The organism is Zwartia hollandica, assembly GCF_019923725.1.
Lineage (GTDB): Bacteria > Pseudomonadota > Gammaproteobacteria > Burkholderiales > Burkholderiaceae_B > Zwartia > Zwartia hollandica.
The window spans coordinates 110,586-125,700 of the sequence record NZ_JAHXRI010000010.1; the positions used below are offsets into that span (position 1 = coordinate 110,586).

12 protein-coding genes are annotated in these 15,115 nt (G+C 53.0%); 5 read left to right on the plus strand and 7 right to left on the minus strand.

What is annotated here, in order from left to right; genetic code table 11:
• The first annotated feature begins 3 nt into the window (after positions 1-3).
• The 3 genes from KZZ10_RS11215 to KZZ10_RS11225 are packed head-to-tail and all read left to right on the plus strand — an operon-like array spanning position 4 to position 6,711.
• Positions 4-2,919 (plus strand): DUF1156 domain-containing protein, encoded by a 2,916-nt coding sequence (locus KZZ10_RS11215; RefSeq protein WP_259661624.1) that lies wholly within the window; start codon positions 4-6, stop codon positions 2,917-2,919.
• A gap of 11 nt (positions 2,920-2,930) precedes the next feature.
• Positions 2,931-3,869 carry a DUF932 domain-containing protein gene (locus KZZ10_RS11220; RefSeq protein WP_259661625.1) on the plus strand — a complete coding sequence of 313 codons (939 nt, stop codon included), beginning with the start codon at positions 2,931-2,933 and terminating at the stop codon, positions 3,867-3,869.
• Between the two features lie 19 nt (positions 3,870-3,888).
• A complete protein-coding gene (locus KZZ10_RS11225) occupies positions 3,889-6,711 on the plus strand; it encodes an ATP-binding protein (RefSeq protein WP_259661626.1) in 2,823 nt (940 codons plus the stop codon).
• A 338-nt stretch (positions 6,712-7,049) separates the two neighbouring features.
• On the opposite strand, the gene KZZ10_RS11230 is transcribed toward KZZ10_RS11225, so the two are convergent.
• A complete protein-coding gene (locus KZZ10_RS11230) occupies positions 7,050-8,057 on the minus strand; it encodes an HNH endonuclease family protein (RefSeq protein WP_259661627.1) in 1,008 nt (335 codons plus the stop codon).
• Positions 8,058-8,141: 84 nt separating this feature from the next.
• On the opposite strand from KZZ10_RS11230, the gene KZZ10_RS11235 reads away from it, so the two are divergent.
• Positions 8,142-8,747, plus strand: coding sequence for a class I SAM-dependent methyltransferase (locus tag KZZ10_RS11235; RefSeq protein ID WP_259661628.1), 606 nt, complete (start codon positions 8,142-8,144; stop codon positions 8,745-8,747).
• On the opposite strand, the gene KZZ10_RS11240 is transcribed toward KZZ10_RS11235, so the two are convergent.
• Both KZZ10_RS11240 and KZZ10_RS11245 read right to left on the minus strand, forming a co-directional pair.
• Entirely contained in the window at positions 8,736-9,179 is a 444-nt protein-coding gene (locus KZZ10_RS11240) for a hypothetical protein (protein WP_259661629.1), read from the minus strand. The genes KZZ10_RS11235 and KZZ10_RS11240 overlap by 12 nt on opposite strands.
• A 129-nt stretch (positions 9,180-9,308) precedes the next feature.
• Positions 9,309-9,533 carry a hypothetical protein gene (locus KZZ10_RS11245; protein WP_259661630.1) on the minus strand — a complete coding sequence of 75 codons (225 nt, stop codon included), beginning with the start codon at positions 9,531-9,533 and terminating at the stop codon, positions 9,309-9,311.
• A gap of 106 nt (positions 9,534-9,639) precedes the next feature.
• Here KZZ10_RS11245 and KZZ10_RS11250 point away from each other — a divergent pair, with 106 nt between their 5' ends.
• Positions 9,640-11,292: a nuclease-related domain-containing DEAD/DEAH box helicase gene (locus tag KZZ10_RS11250; protein WP_259661631.1), complete on the plus strand. Its 1,653-nt coding sequence runs from the start codon at positions 9,640-9,642 to the stop codon at positions 11,290-11,292.
• A gap of 8 nt (positions 11,293-11,300) precedes the next feature.
• Here the strand turns inward: KZZ10_RS11250 and KZZ10_RS11255 are convergent, their stop codons facing one another.
• The 4 genes from KZZ10_RS11255 to KZZ10_RS11270 form a co-directional block, all read right to left on the minus strand.
• Positions 11,301-11,603, minus strand: a complete 303-nt coding sequence (locus tag KZZ10_RS11255) for a hypothetical protein (RefSeq protein WP_259661632.1) — start codon at positions 11,601-11,603, stop codon at positions 11,301-11,303.
• Between the two features lie 448 nt (positions 11,604-12,051).
• On the minus strand, positions 12,052-13,518 hold the full coding sequence (locus tag KZZ10_RS11260; protein WP_259661633.1) for a GDSL-type esterase/lipase family protein: 1,467 nt from the start codon (positions 13,516-13,518) through the stop codon (positions 12,052-12,054).
• Between the two features lie 53 nt (positions 13,519-13,571).
• Positions 13,572-13,976, minus strand: coding sequence for a YchJ family protein (locus tag KZZ10_RS11265; RefSeq protein ID WP_259661634.1), 405 nt, complete (start codon positions 13,974-13,976; stop codon positions 13,572-13,574).
• Between the two features lie 27 nt (positions 13,977-14,003).
• Complete coding sequence (locus tag KZZ10_RS11270; RefSeq protein ID WP_259661635.1) at positions 14,004-14,930, minus strand: SEL1-like repeat protein; 927 nt, start codon at positions 14,928-14,930, stop codon at positions 14,004-14,006.
• Positions 14,931-15,115 lie beyond the last annotated feature (185 nt).

The following is a 15,115-nucleotide window of genomic DNA, read 5'->3' on the forward strand; positions in this document are numbered from 1 at the left end:
AAAATGTCCGACTACCCCATCAAATCACCCCGCAAGTTAATCGAAGTAGCCCTGCCGTTAGACGCAATCAATGTCGCTTGTGCCCGCGAAAAATCCATCCGGCATGGGCATCCGTCCACGTTGCATTTGTGGTGGGCGCGGCGACCGCTGGCAGCGGCGCGGGCGGTCATCTTTGCGCAATTAGTTAACGACCCCGGCTACCAGCAGGGCGGCGGGTTCAAATATGGGAAGAACAAGAAGGACGCCGCCATCGAACGGAAGCGGCTGTTCAAAATCATCGAAGAACTCGTGCTGTGGGAGAACACCACAAATGAGGAAGTGCTGGAGCGTGCCCGCGCCGAGATTCGCCGCTCGTGGCGGGAGGTGTGCGAGCTGAACAAGGACCACCCGCAGGCCGCCGAGCTGTTCAATCCCGACAAGCTTCCCGCTCTGCACGATCCCTTTGCCGGTGGCGGAGCCATCCCGCTGGAGGCGCAGCGCCTGGGGCTGGAGGCTTACGCCAGTGACCTCAACCCCGTGGCCGTGCTCATCAACAAGGCTATGATCGAGATCCCTCCCAAGTTCGCGGGCAGGCCGCCGATCAATCCAGATTGGCAGCGCAAGAGCCCGCAAGAAAAGGCTCTGTACGATTGGTCCGGCGCCAAAGGTCTGGCAGATGACGTGCGCTACTACGGCGCTTGGATGCGCGAGGAAGCGCAGAAGCGCATCGGCCATCTCTATCCGCCAGTAGAAATCACGGCGGAGATGGCTAAGGAACGGCCCGACCTCAAACCGCTCGTCGGCCAGAAGCTTACCGTCATTGCTTGGCTCTGGGCGCGGACGGTCAAGAGCCCCAACCCGGCGTTCTCGCATGTGGATGTGCCGCTGGCGTCCAGCTTTATCCTGTCAAATAAGGAGGGGAAAGAGGCATATGTTTGTCCGGTGCTGGAAGGTGATCACTACCGCTTTACTGTAAAGACAGGCCCTCTGCCGTCGGAAGCCGCATCAGGCACTTCTGCGGGTAAGAGAAAGGGCTTTCGCTGCCTTATGTCTGATGTGCCCATGGATTACGACCACATCCGGACAGAAGGAAAAGCTGGACGTATGGGCCAAAAGCTAATGGCTATCGTTGCAGAGGGCATCCGTGGGCGGATCTATTTTTCACCCACAAAGGAAATTGAGACAATCGCAAAAACTGCGATACCGACCTGGAAGCCCGATTGTGAAATGCCTAAAAAGCACCGAAATTATCAGCCGCCTGTTTACGGAATGAACAATCTCGGAGACATATTTACCGCAAGACAGTTGGTAGCTCTAACGACCTTCAGCGACCTAATCGGCGAGGTCCGCGAACGTATCAGAATAGACGCTCATTCAAATGATTTCAGTAATGACGAAGGACTCGAAAAAGGTGGGTTGGGTGCAGCCGCATATTCTGAGGCCTTAAGCCTATATTTGGCATTCTGCTTAGATAAAATGGCCGATTTAGGAAATAATTTGGTGCGGTGGGAGCCTATCGCACAGTGCCCACGCCAACTTTTCGGAAGACAGGCGATCCCAATGATCTGGGATTTTGCAGAAGCTAATCCATTCGGAAATTCTTCTGGTTCATGGGATGTGTTTATCGAAGGCTTCACGAAGGCTTTTACAAAAACGTTCGCAGCCGTGCAACCGTGGTTCAAGGCCACGGTTAGACAAGCAGATGCTCAAACACAAGCTGTCAGCAAAGGTAAATTCATTTCCAGTGATCCACCATACTACGACAATATAGGGTATGCGGATTTATCGGACTTCTTTTACGTCTGGTTGCGGCGAAGCCTCCGATCCGTTTTTCCTGAACTTCTAGCTACGATTTCAGTTCCTAAAGCAGAAGAGTTGATTGCCAGCACATATCGACATGGATCGACAGAAAAGGCGGAACAATTCTTTCTCGATGGTATGACATTGGCAATGAAAAGCCTTGCCGATAAAGCGCATCCAGAAGCACCAATCACGATCTACTATGCATTTAAGCAATCAGAAACATCTGAAGAAACTGGAACGGTTTCCGCCGGTTGGGTAACATTTCTTGGCGCAGTGCTTCACGCCGGACTTCAACTCAGCGGCACATGGCCGTTACGGACAGAAAACGCTTCTAGAATGATTGGTCAAGGTGCCAACGCACTTGCTTCCAGCATCGTCCTCGTCTGCAGGAAGCGCCCCGCCGACGCGCCCTCCATTTCCCGCCGCGAGTTCATCCGCGAGTTGAACGGCGTGCTGCCCGATGCGCTCGACGAGATGACCAAAGGATCCGGCGACGAGCGTTCGCCCGTGGCCCCGGTGGACCTTTCGCAGGCCATCATCGGGCCGGGCATGGCGGTCTTTTCCAAATACGCGGCCGTGCTGGAGGCCGACGGCTCGCCCATGAGCGTGCGTACCGCCCTCCAACTCATCAACCGCTTCCTCGCCGAGGACGACTTCGACGCCGACACCCAGTTCTGCCTGCACTGGTTCGAACAACACGGCTGGACAGAAAGCGTCTTTGGCGAAGCCGATGTTCTGGCGCGCTCTAAGTCCACCAGCGTTGACGCCATGAAGGACGTCGGGGTGCTGCAAAGCGGAAGCGGCAAAGTCCGCCTGCTTAAGTGGGCAGAATACCCAACCGACTGGGATCCGCGTACCGACACACGCATGCCTGTGTGGGAGGCTTTGCATCATCTGATACGCGCGCTGAAACAAGGCGGTGAATCCGCATCCGGCGCGCTCCTCGCCGCCCTCGGCGGCAAAGCCGAAGCAGTGCGCCAGCTTGCTTACCGGCTCTACACTCTATGCGAACGCCTCGGCCAGGCCGAAGACGCCCGCGCCTACAATGAGCTTATTACCAGCTGGACCGGCATCGAAACAGCTGCTAACAGCTTACCTAAGCCTACTGTCCCGCAAGGGACACTCTTTGAAAGCTAGAGGACTGACACATGAATCTGCTTCCTGACCCAGACGTGCTCGACCCGTATTCAGAAGAGCCCGTACAACTCACCAGTGAAAAGGTACGCTGGCGTGCACGCGATGCCACTTACTTGGCTGGTAAGTGGGATGCTTTGTCGGAGCGGATACCACGCTTCGTTGTTGATGATTTCAAGGCGACCGCTGACGGCCCTGCAAACCCGCACATTCGAACTGTCGTCAGACTGCCGGCGTCGGTGACCGAGCAGCGGATACCTGTCGGTGTGGTGTCAAAGACCTACCGGCTGGCGCAACATGCGGATGTAGTGGAAATGTGCCTGAAAGGCATTCGAGCGCACAACATTGATCCCAGCGTATTGAGATGCGAAGTGGGTCTCACGCCGCTGGGAGAATGGATGAATTTCCGCGCCTATTTTCCCGAAAACTTCTCTCACAATCCGAGTGATGGGAATAAGTTGGCGCTGCGACTGGAGTGTTTCAATTCCGTGGATGGGTCAAGTCGCTTGGTGATTCTGTTCGGTTGGTTCCGCTTTATCTGCACCAATGGTCTAATCATCGGAGAAACAAAAGCGTCGCTACGCGATACTCATGATGAGAATTTGAATCTGGAGGTGATTCCAGAAATTATCTCGGAGGGATTGGCGAAGGTCAAAGCCGACCTGGCACGTCTGCGGCAATGGGAACAGTCATCGATCGAGTCTTCAACGTTCGACGTATGGGTCGATGACCACTTGGCCGAAAGGTGGGGAAAGAAGGCTGCATGCCGCGCCTTACACATCTGCCGTAGCGGCGCCGATGTCGAGTTGCTGGACCCTTTCGCTGGCGGTAAACCGAGTGAAAAGCCAATCAAACTGCTAAACGATGTCCCCGGCGCAGACGAGCGTCTTGAGTGGCAGGGGCATATTCCGGGACTCATCGAGAATTTGCGGGATCATTTGAAACCCGCGTAACACAACTGGGAAACCTTTTATGAGCTTGAAACCCTGGCGAGAAATAATCGTGCCCCACCCGGACGTGCTGAATGGCACGTTTCAGCAATCCGAGTTTGCTGCCGACCTGACCGCCGTGCGCACGGGCAGAGCGACAGCGGAATACGGGGATGCAAAGTCTTTTTACGCGCGCACATTCATTACCGAGGGAATGGGCAGGCTGCTCACCCAAGTGGCGCAGCGCCTCAATGGCAAGGGTGGTGAGCCGGTCATTCAGTTGCAGACTTCTTTCGGTGGCGGCAAGACGCACACTATGCTTGCCGTGTATCACTTGGCGAATCGGCAATGTGCGCTAAGTGACCTCGCTGGCATCCCAGCGCTTCTGGACCAAGCTGGTGTGATGGATGTGCCGGCAGCCAAGGTAGCCGTGCTGGATGGCACCGCCCATGCCCCCGGGCAAGCCTGGAAACAAGGCCAGCAAGCGGTGCACACCTTGTGGGGCGAGATGGCATGGCAGCTAGGGGGGGCAGAAGCTTTCTCTCTGGTCAAGGCAGCTGATGCCAACGGCACCTCACCGGGTAAAGATGTTCTTTGCACTTTGTTGACCCAGTGTGCGCCCTGCGTGGTATTACTTGACGAGTTGGTTGTCTACATCCGCCAGTTCGTTGAGAGCCAGGCGCTCACCGGCGGCACCTTCGACAGCAACCTGTCTTTCATTCAATCGCTGACCGAGGCGGCTAAATTGGTCCCGAATGCAGTGGTGCTAGCGTCGCTACCCGAATCTAATAGTCAGGCTGGTGGGCCGCGCGGCGTAGCGGCCTTACAGTCGCTGGAAGCAGTCTTCAATCGCGTGCAAGCCATTTGGAAAACAGTGGCGCCTGAGGAGGCGTTCGAGATCGTTCGTCGGCGCTTGTTCGAGTCTATTCGCGACGCCAAAGCACGTGATCTGACCTGTCGTGCATTTGCAGATGCATACATAGCCGAACGTGCGAAGGTTCCACAGGAAACGCAAGAAGCTCGTTACTTTGACCGTATGGTGCAAAGTTACCCAATACACCCCGAAGTGTTCACTCAACTCTACGAAGAATGGACGACGATTGACGGGTTCCAACGAACGCGCGGCGTGTTGAAACTAATGGCCAAGGTTATCTACCGACTATGGCAGGACGATAATAAAGACCTGATGATTCTCCCAGGCAGCCTGCCTCTCTACGACGGCAGTGCCCGTAATGAACTTGTCTACTATCTTGGTCCAGGTTGGGACCCAGTGATCGACCGCGATATTGATGGCGAACGTGCAGAGACTACGGTTATAGAAACGAAAGAGCCTCGATTTGGATCGGTACAGGCTGCTCGACGCGTTGCTCGAACAGTATTCCTTGGCAGTGCCCCCTCATCAGTCACTACAAAACCGGGCATACGCGGGCTAGACCGCGCGCGAGTGCTGCTGGGCTGCCTTCAGCCCGGGCAAACGTCTTCCGATTATTCGGATGCGCTGGACCGGCTGGCGGGCAAACTCCACTACCTGAATTCATCAGGGGACAAGACTCAAGAAGAAACTCGCTACTGGTTCGACACCCGCGCCAATCTTCGCCGCGAAATGGAAGAGCGCAAACAGCGGTTTGAAGACGGGGCAGTGCGTGGGCGCATGGCCGAGGTTTTAAAGCGGATCACCAGCAATGCTGCATTCTTTGATGGCACGCATATTTTCACGCCGCATAGTGATGTGCCAGATGACAGTGCGCTGCGTCTGATTATGCTGCCACCAGAACAGTTCTACTCGCGCGAAGCGGCTCAAGTTGCTTTTGAGGGAGTGCTTGAGTATGTCAAGCACCACGGCACCACGCCCCGCTATCGTGGCAACCGCTTGCTCTTTGTTGCGCCAGATCATGGGGCACTGACGCGGCTGCGCGATTGCATACGGGTAGCACTGGCTTGGAAGTCCATCGTGGAAGATGTCGAGCAAAATCGACTTACGTTAGACAATCTGCAAACAAACCAGGCCAAGAAGGAACTGATCACAGCAGAGGAGGTTCTGCCACGTGTAACACGAGAGGTCTACAAGTGGTTGCTATGCCCGTCGCAAGACACCCCGACCTCACCCAAAGCTACTGTTGAGGTATTCCCGCTAAATACCGCCAGTGCGTCGCTGGGGCCAGAGATTGAGCGCGTTTGTACGGATAACGTACTGGTGATTACAACTTGGTCGCCAATACATCTGCGCGAAGAACTAAAGAAGCTTTACTGGAAGGTAGATAAAAACGCCATTGGTGGAATGGCCTTCTGGGAAGACACGCTACGTTACCTATATCTGCCTCGCTTGAAGAGTAGCCAAGTGCTGGAGCAAGCCATTATAAAGGGCGCAGGTAGCCGGGACTTCTTCGGTACGGCCTACGGACAGCATGAGGGCAAGTTCGACGGTTTTAAATTCGGCGATGCAAACGTGCAACTGGACGACACACTCCTGCTGATTGAACCTACTGTGGCAAAAGCGTATGAGGCAGCGAACCCGCCAATCATGCCACCGGGCCCCACACCACCCGGGCCAGGACCACTTCCACCAGGCCCTGGACCGACACCTACTAGTCCGATACCGTCGGGTCCAACGCCCTCTGGCCCGGCACTGACGCCCAAACCCCGTGCGTTTCATGGCAACGTAGCCATCGCTGCAACGACTGCTAAGATGCGCTTGGTTCAAGTTGCGGAAGAGATCATTGCAGTGCTGGCGGCAGACCCCAATGCAGACGTCAAAGTCACATTAGAAATTCAGGTCAACTTCCCATCCGGCGCCTCTGACCAAACCAAGCGCGCTATCACGGAGAATGCGAAGACGTTGAACTTCAAGAATGCGGATTGGGAGTGACGGAGTGCCACCCAAAACCCACCGCACCACAAACTTTTGTTCACCAAGGTTCTCAGCTTTCTCGCCAAAACCACAAACGACAAACCTCTGAACCGACGACCAAAAAGTCATGAGGTTTTGAGACAAACGGGCTTTGAGACCACTTTTACGGCCCGCGGTCACAGGTCGCAGTCAAGAGGTAGCAACGCAAAGCCCCGCACTGTGCGGGGCTCGTGGCATAGCAAATCTCTGCGTAGCAGGTTCGAAACTTGAGTTTTGGCGGAGCGCATGGGATACGAACCTTAACTACGCTGCGCCGTCGAACAAGTCCTCCGCTAAAAAATCGATACTCAGACCACTCAATCGAGCTCCTCCGGCTCCCAGGTATGAAACAACCGAGCCAGCGCCCTATTATGAAAATCGCTCAAGAACGTCCTCCGCGCACTTTCGGTAGCGCCTGTCTGATTAATCAGCGTTTCCCGCAAGGGGTGGTGGCTGGCAATCAGAAAGTTGTTTCTAGTTTCTAAACGCTCTAGTAACCGTATCGTCGGGATGCGTGCAAACTTCCCACCGACGCCGGCATTACATTCGGCACATGCCAGTACAAGGTTCCAAACACCGTCTATGCGTTCAAAGGACTCCTCGCGGCTCAACACGTGTGGAAAGAAGTGATCCACTTCGGTTTCCTGGCCGGTGGTGATGTCAATATCACAGCGGCAATAGAAGCACTTACCCTTTTGATAGCCATTGAGGGCACCGCGCGCACTAGTGACGCTCTTTCTCCGGTTGCTACGATCAAAGGTGAACAACATGCTCTGGTCCGCGTCATGTTTAACATCGATCAAATGCGTTGCCACGCCAAGCGACCACGCAGTCTCGACTAGATTCCATCTCGCTTCGACTTCTACTCCGAGGTTTTGAATATAGTGTCCTGCCATCAAGGCAGTGAATTCATCGGTGATACGAATTCCGTTATTACTCGAACGCTCATCAATAAAGAATCGCTTTTGCGTGTCTTTTGCTCCAACAACGTGGAAAGCATCAATCACATTGACAAAGCCACGGCGTACGGTTTCTTCGACTAGCTTTGTCTGATTGGGATCATCAATGCCATAGCGGCGGCAAGCGTCTAAATATTGGCTTGAGGCAGACAGGGCTTGTTTAGGTGCTTGTTTGAGATGACTAACAATATGCTTGGCAAAGGCTGGTGCAAGATCTGATAACTTCAGTAATTGACCCGCTTGGGGGTTAAGCTCTAGCAACGATTTCGCTAATGCGAATTTGTAGGAGGCTGAGTTTTTGCCGAATAAAATAATCCCACGCCAATAGTCTTCGAGTGCTGGGGCGACGGAGATAAAAGGTTGCATTGAGCCTAACGCTGTAACATTTGTAACTAGGTTGTTTCAAATGTAACCAAATTACGCTCGGATGGCTAAGTTCTTGGAGTTTTTATGGCAGGTATCCCCTACTACGACCAACATGCAACGGTGCTTACTGAACAGTACGAGGCCCTGGCACCCGAGGCAGTGCATCACTGGCTGATAGACCTGATGCCAACAGGGAAAGACTTAAAGGCTTTAGATGTGGGCGCAGGCTCTGGGCGCGATGCGGCTTGGCTTGCATCGCGTGGTTATGACGTCTGGGCGGTAGAGCCCTCTGAGGGTATGCGGTTGCAGGGGCAACAGCTACACGCGACAAGCCGGATTACTTGGGTGGAGGATGCCTTGCCTAAGCTCGAAGTAATTACAGGCTTGAATCAGGGCTATGACTTCATCTTGCTGAGTGCGGTGTGGATGCACGTAGCGCCTGAGCAGCGAGTCTCAGCATTTGAGAAACTTACTCAGTTACTGGAGCCTAAGGGTGTACTAGCAATCACACTGCGTTGTGGTCCAGCGCCCGCTGAGCGTGCGATGTATGAGGTTACTGAACAAGAGGTCAGGCAGCTGGCGGACCGCTTTGGCGTAAAGGTTTTACGCTGTGTGACTGCTCCGGACCAAAGTGGACGGAGCGAGATTAGTTGGATACAGATGGCTCTGCAAAACGACTTACCTGGGTAGCAAGCCCATTGTGCGGCTGAGGCTATTCACTTTTACAATCGTAGCCTGAATCAAACGCCACAGCAGCTTCAAAACCCGCCCTACGATCGCAGTAAAACTTGAGACAAAAACAAAGAAATACAGAATTAAACCTAAGATCTCAATCCACTTAGCTAGGTCTTTTCCTACGAACGCATTGAACCCTAAGGCGTGGACTAACACTAGCGTTGCAATGAATCCTACACCTGCTGATAAATACTTTAGCTTCAGTGATGAACCGTGCTCCCACAGAATCACTGCAACTACCATCGGATAGATAAACGTAAATCCAAGAAGCGTATCGCTGTAGTACCTGTTTCCTCCCGAAGCAAGTGGCGCATCCGCCATAACAGCGACGATGAAGGACAGGATTAGAAAGACGACCGCTGCCCACTGCAGCAACTTCTTAAGCATGACGCCTCCTGTGTGTTTTGCGCGAGATCTCGTTAATAAGAAGTGTACTTGCAATCACCATAAGTAAACGCCCCAGACCAAAATGGCTGGGGCGAGGTTGGTTAGAAACAGATGGTCTTACAGAACTCCTTACATAGGCAACAGACTACCCAAGAGCTCCGCACCGAAGCCAAGCGCACCGGTCAGGGTGATGGCGCCAAGCTGCAGGCGGAACAGGTTGGTGGTGCGTTTCTCAAGGGCTTCGCGCAGGGTTTCGAGCTCTTTTCTTGCGTAGGTTTGATCGTATTGGATCTGCCTCAAGATTTGTGCCTGTTGGTCAAGTGTGGGGTGGCAAGATGGGGGAGTAAATGGCATAGCGTACAGTCCTCTGCTGGTTGAAAATGAACCCGCTATGGTACGGAAAGAGGCCTAGGTAGAGATCGCAATAGGTTATAAAAGTCCTTTGCCGTTGGAGTCCTTTATGGCGCTGTTAAGCCCCGCCCTTCCCCCTCTTACGCCGTCTGGCGGTTTGCATCGCGAGCTCGATGTGTTGTGGCGTTTGCAGTCGTCGTTATCCGAGGGCTACGAGGTCTTTCATAGTGTGTCCTGGCATTCTCTGCACGAGGGTCGGGATCGCCATGGCGAGATCGATATTGTCGTGTTGGGCCCAACTGGCAATGTGCTGTTAATGGAAATCAAAGCCGGGGCGGTCTCTCTCACCAATGGCGAGATCTTTAAGCTCTATGCCGATGGTGCAAGCAACGTCGGGCGGCAGACCCGTGTGCAGTTTGCGGCGATGGTACATCGCTTGCAACAGGCGGGGCTCTATACCTTTGTGACCAACTGCTTGGTCCTGCCGGATTACGTCTTGGGTACTCAACAAGTTGTGAGCCTGCCACCGGAACGCATTATTGATGCCACCCGCTTTGAGCAGCTTGGCTCGTATGTGTTGGAGTTCTTGGCCCAAGGTTCTGCGCCAGCGGGCTCAGCGCAGACGCAGAGCAGTGTGCAGGCGCTACGGCAATTCTTTTGTAATGAATTCAATGTCACCTTAGACCTGCGTGCCTTGGGCGCCCAAGTCCGTGATACAACACTACGCTTAGCCGATGGGTTGGCGACTTGGGTACCGAGGATCACCACCCCTTCTGGTGTCATCCGCGTACAAGCCACAGCCGGGTCTGGCAAAACCCAACTCGCCCTGCGCTTACTGCAAGACGCCGCTGCCAGTGGGCTGCGCAGCCTCTATGTTTGCTACAACCGTAGTCTGGCAGACCATATCGGGCGGATTGCACCACCCAAGGCTAAGGTCGCGAGTTTTCATGAACTTTGTGTTGAATACTATCGACACGCAGTGGGTGAGCCAGACTTTGCCGCGCAAGACACCTATGCCCAGCTCACCCAGCATTACTGCGAGGCCGTTGAGCAAAACACCGAGATGCAAGGGCGCTACCAATTGCTCGTAATTGACGAGGGGCAGGATTTTGACCCAGCCTGGGTCGCTGCCCTACTCCCACAGTTGGCAGACAACGGCCGTATCTATTTGCTCGAAGACGAAGCACAGCGCCTGTATGCGCGTGACGAATTCGATCTCTCTGACGTAGTGGTCGTCAATTGCCGCGATAACTTCCGTACTCCACGTGCGGTGTGCTCAGTGATTAATGCACTAGCTCTAACTGAACCCCCAATTGATGCCCGGGCGGCGTATGAAGGCGAGCTGCCCAACTTTTATACCTATAACTCTGACAAAGCACTGTTACGCGAAACCGAACGTGCGGTGCAGGCGCTGATGACACGCGGTATCGCCTTAAGTGACATCGCCGTGATTAGCTGGCGTGGCTTAGCCAAAGCGTTGCTCGTACAAACACCAACACTTGGGCAGTTCAGCTTGCGACGCCCCACGGGCAAATACACCAATGCCGGCGATGCGGTTTGGACAGAGGGTGATTTATTGGTCGAATCTGTCTATCGGTTTAAAGGACAAAGCGCGGCCGGGATTGTGTTGACGGAAGTGGATTTTGAAGAGCTAGATGAAGGGAGCAAGCGCAAGCTGTTTGTGGGGCTTACGCGGGCGCAGTTAGCGGTCGAGGTCGTGCTCAGTGAACGTGCGGCGGCTTGTTTGAGTGCGGTGGTTTAGAGGGTTGGCTATTTGGCGTAGCTGTCTATTAGGTATTTAGCTAAGAAGCCTAAGAGCGTGAACAAGCTGCCGCAATAGGTTGTGATCAGCCACATAAACTTTCTATCAAAGTACTTGTGCAAATCTTCACGGGTTTGTGCGATCTCCTTGTGTAGCTCAGTTCGGACTGAGTCTATTTCAGTTCGCAGTTCAGCTTGGCCTTGCACCATTTGAACGCGCAAATCCGTAACGGCTTGGCAAAGCTGCGCCATCGTTGCCTCGAGGCGCTCGTAGGCTTTGGTGTTTTGTTCAACTGCTTTAGGTGTGAGCACGCTTTGATCCGTGACGAAATCTCAGGCGGTATTGTGAGCCGTTTCTATTCGTATATTTGCTTGTAGAGCAAGTATTTGGTTAGAAATTGTTAGGGGTTGTATCAAGTATGAAACTGGATACGTCTCAACTAACGCACCAACCATTAAAAAGCAAAAGCCCCCAAACGGGGGCTCTAAAACTGACGCTCACTAAAGCTTTCAAATGGCTTTAAGTGAGCCGCTGTGAGGACTTAACCTCTCAGACTCCAGCCGAACACCGAAGTGCCGGAAAACAATGAAATACTACATTATCGGTTGAGCCTAAGCAACTATTAATAGCGTTGGACATCAGCTCTGGCATCGCCAAGGCGGACGCACCGACAATCACCGCCAAGGCATCATAGGTTTCGCTACGCGAATATGCTCGAGTGCATGAATGAACTCTGAGCGCATGTCATCGCTCATCGCGCTATCGATAAAAAATGCGTTTGTTTGGTACGGGTGACAGCTCTTTTAACCAACCCACCACTGAGTGGGGTTGAATGTTGACTGTTGTTTTTATTTCTAAAGATTTAATCGCTGGCTCGCGCTTGAAGCGCTCGAGCGTGTTTAACAGGGACTGCGCCAAGAGATCTCCCTTGACTGCATATCCTATACCGGTCAAGTGAATGTTATCGGTACTGGCAAGACCGTAAGCTGTCCAAATTGTCATCGCCCCTCTTCCCCCTGCCACGCGATACCAGTCGTAAAACAGGCAATCATTTTCAAAGGCGACGCGTCGAGCCAACTCTGCAAAATCCCACGCGGCTGTGATGTTCTTTCTTCTAAAATTCATGTCCTGCGCGGACGTGATGAGGATCACTGCCTGGGGATGTTTAGCCTTTACCCTTTTGATGGTCTGCACCATAATTTTTTCGAGGTCGGGTGCAATACTGTTTTTATAGACTAGATCATTGGTGCCCCAATCGAGCACGATTAAATCCGGAGCCAGCTGCGCCGACTGTTCTTCAAAGTATGTTTGCGCGAGCAACGCACTGTAGGTGGCGCCGCCAACCCCTAGGTTGTGATACATCACACCCGGCGTCGTGTTTTCAATGCTGACACCATGCACTTCAAAATAACCACCGCTATTGGGGCTTGCATTGCGGAGTTCGAATCGCAGCGTGTCAGAGAGCTCAGGAAAGCTCAAGGTAAGCATTTGCGAACGTGGCTGTGTACCGCCGCTCGGCACAACAACATCATGTACGAAATTACCCGACTGCACGCGTAACGTAAACGCTGTTGAGGTCGCAACATAAAAAAACTTGACGAGCTTCTTGCCAGGTTCGGGAGTCGAAACGAAATTCAACGTGAATGATGCGTCTGCACCACTGGTTCTTGCAACAAAGCCAGAAACGCCGAGGGGTAAGCGTGGTGTCTGTTGAATACTGTTCGCAGTGGCCCATTCGCCGCTAAACGTAGACTTGTAGTCATTTTGCGAGTACGTCTTGGCGATCGAATACGGAAACACCATGCCGCGCCCTGCACTCCCGCCTATGCTCTGGAGACGATTGCGAGCGATCTCGGCGGCATACCCCCCCTGCACCAACGAATCACCAAAATGCGCGACCTTAAAACCTTCAGTCTTCGCAGCAGCCCATTTCTGTTGTAAGCGCTGCACCAGCCGAGCATCTTTAAATTCAAAGATGTTTGTCTCGGCAGTTACATAACGATTCAGTGACTGCCCTTGCTGGGCTAAGAAATCATCGACCGTACGACGCGCATAGGCTTTAGCAGAGGAATTGCCCACAAAGGTGTCTACGCGCTGGGGAACCAAAGCCCCCGATGCCTTCTCTTGCGGAGGCCTTGGTGCTGTCGTGCAAGATCCAAGAAAAAGTGCCACCAACCCGAGCAAGGTTGAACGAATAAAAAATCGGTGCAATGAACGAGTAAGCATTGAGACAAATCTAAAGTGTTAGCAAGGTATGCGCGTGGACGCGCCCTTCGCTACTATATGCCATCTATGTAGTACCAACGACCTTCTTGATAAACAAAGCGACTGAGCTCGTGCAAACGCGAAGCCTTACCTTGGACACGATAACGAGCAACGAATTCCACCTCTGCGTGCCCGAGGTTGATTGTGCGGTGCGCCTTAACTTCTAACCCGAGCCATTTCGTGTTGGCATCAAAATCCACCTCGGCCGGACGGTGGCTAGGATCCCAAGTGTTCAGCAGGTAACTGGCGCGCTGCAGCACAAAAGCTGAATAGCGCGAGCGCATCAGACTTTCCGCATCAGGCGCTGGCGTCGAGTCAAAATGATCCAAATAGCGCTGGCAACATTCCTCGAAGGACAAGCTACGCTTACCCTGCATACGGCCGCAGGGGCATGCTGTGTTTTTAGCGAGCGTGATCATGACAACCTTAGCGAATGCCTTTAATCACTATCTCGCTCCACGCGTTTTAAGTGCCGCATGATTTTTGCAGCCTTGCTCGAGTTTCAAATTGCATGCTTTGTCGTACAACGCCAGTGCTTTTATTTTGTCTTGAGGCACACCCTCACCGTTGCTGTACATCGCACCTAGAATGTCACAACTTCCTGCCACACTCGCATCACAGGCCTGTTGATACAACTCAACGGCCTTGGACTTATCTTCACGCACACCATCGCCGTTTTTGTACATCGCACCCAGGTTGTAACAACCTCTCGCAATACCGCGATTGCATGCTTTCTGAAAGAAATCGGCCGCCTGAACTTTATCTTCACGCACGCCAGCGCCGTTACTGTAGATCACGCCTAGGCTATAACAACCTCCTGCCACTTCACGATCACAGGCTTTCTGATACAACGTGGCTGCCTTAAGTTTGTCTTCAAGCACACCTTGACCGTTGTCGTACAGCACGCCTAAGTTATAACAACCCCCTGGAATACCACCATCACAGGCCTTTTGATAAAACGCGGCTGCTTTGCGTTTGTCGGCACGCACACCCTCACCGTTGCTGTACATCACGCCTGAGTTGGAGCAGCCTATTGCAACACCACCATCACATGCTCGTTGATAAAACTCGAGCGCCTTGGCTTTATCTAGAAGAACACCTTCACCGTTGTCGTACATAAAGCCTAAGTTGTAACAACCGGTTGCCCGACCGCCGAGACAGGCCTTTTGATAAAACTCAAATGCTTTAACTTTGTCTTGACGAACACCTTCACCGTTGTCGTACACCGCAGCTAAGTGAAAACAACTCATTGCACGACCCTCCTCACATTCCTTTTGAAGCTCAGGAACGGATTGCGCATAAAGCGAAGAGGAGAACGTCATTGCTGCTGCTAGGCAGAAGACATAGGCGACATAAAAAATCGACTTTTGCATCGTGTTCGTCCTTTAGTTTCTCAGCAAACAACTAGCTAGGTACGCAGTGCCAAGGGCAAGGCAAGCGTCGCACGTATAAACAGACAATAAAAAACCACCGATTTTTTTCGGTGGTTTGCGTGTCTACCTTGTCCCAAAAGTATCCAAATCAAGACTTAGCTATTTTCTTGTTTGTGCCAAACGCA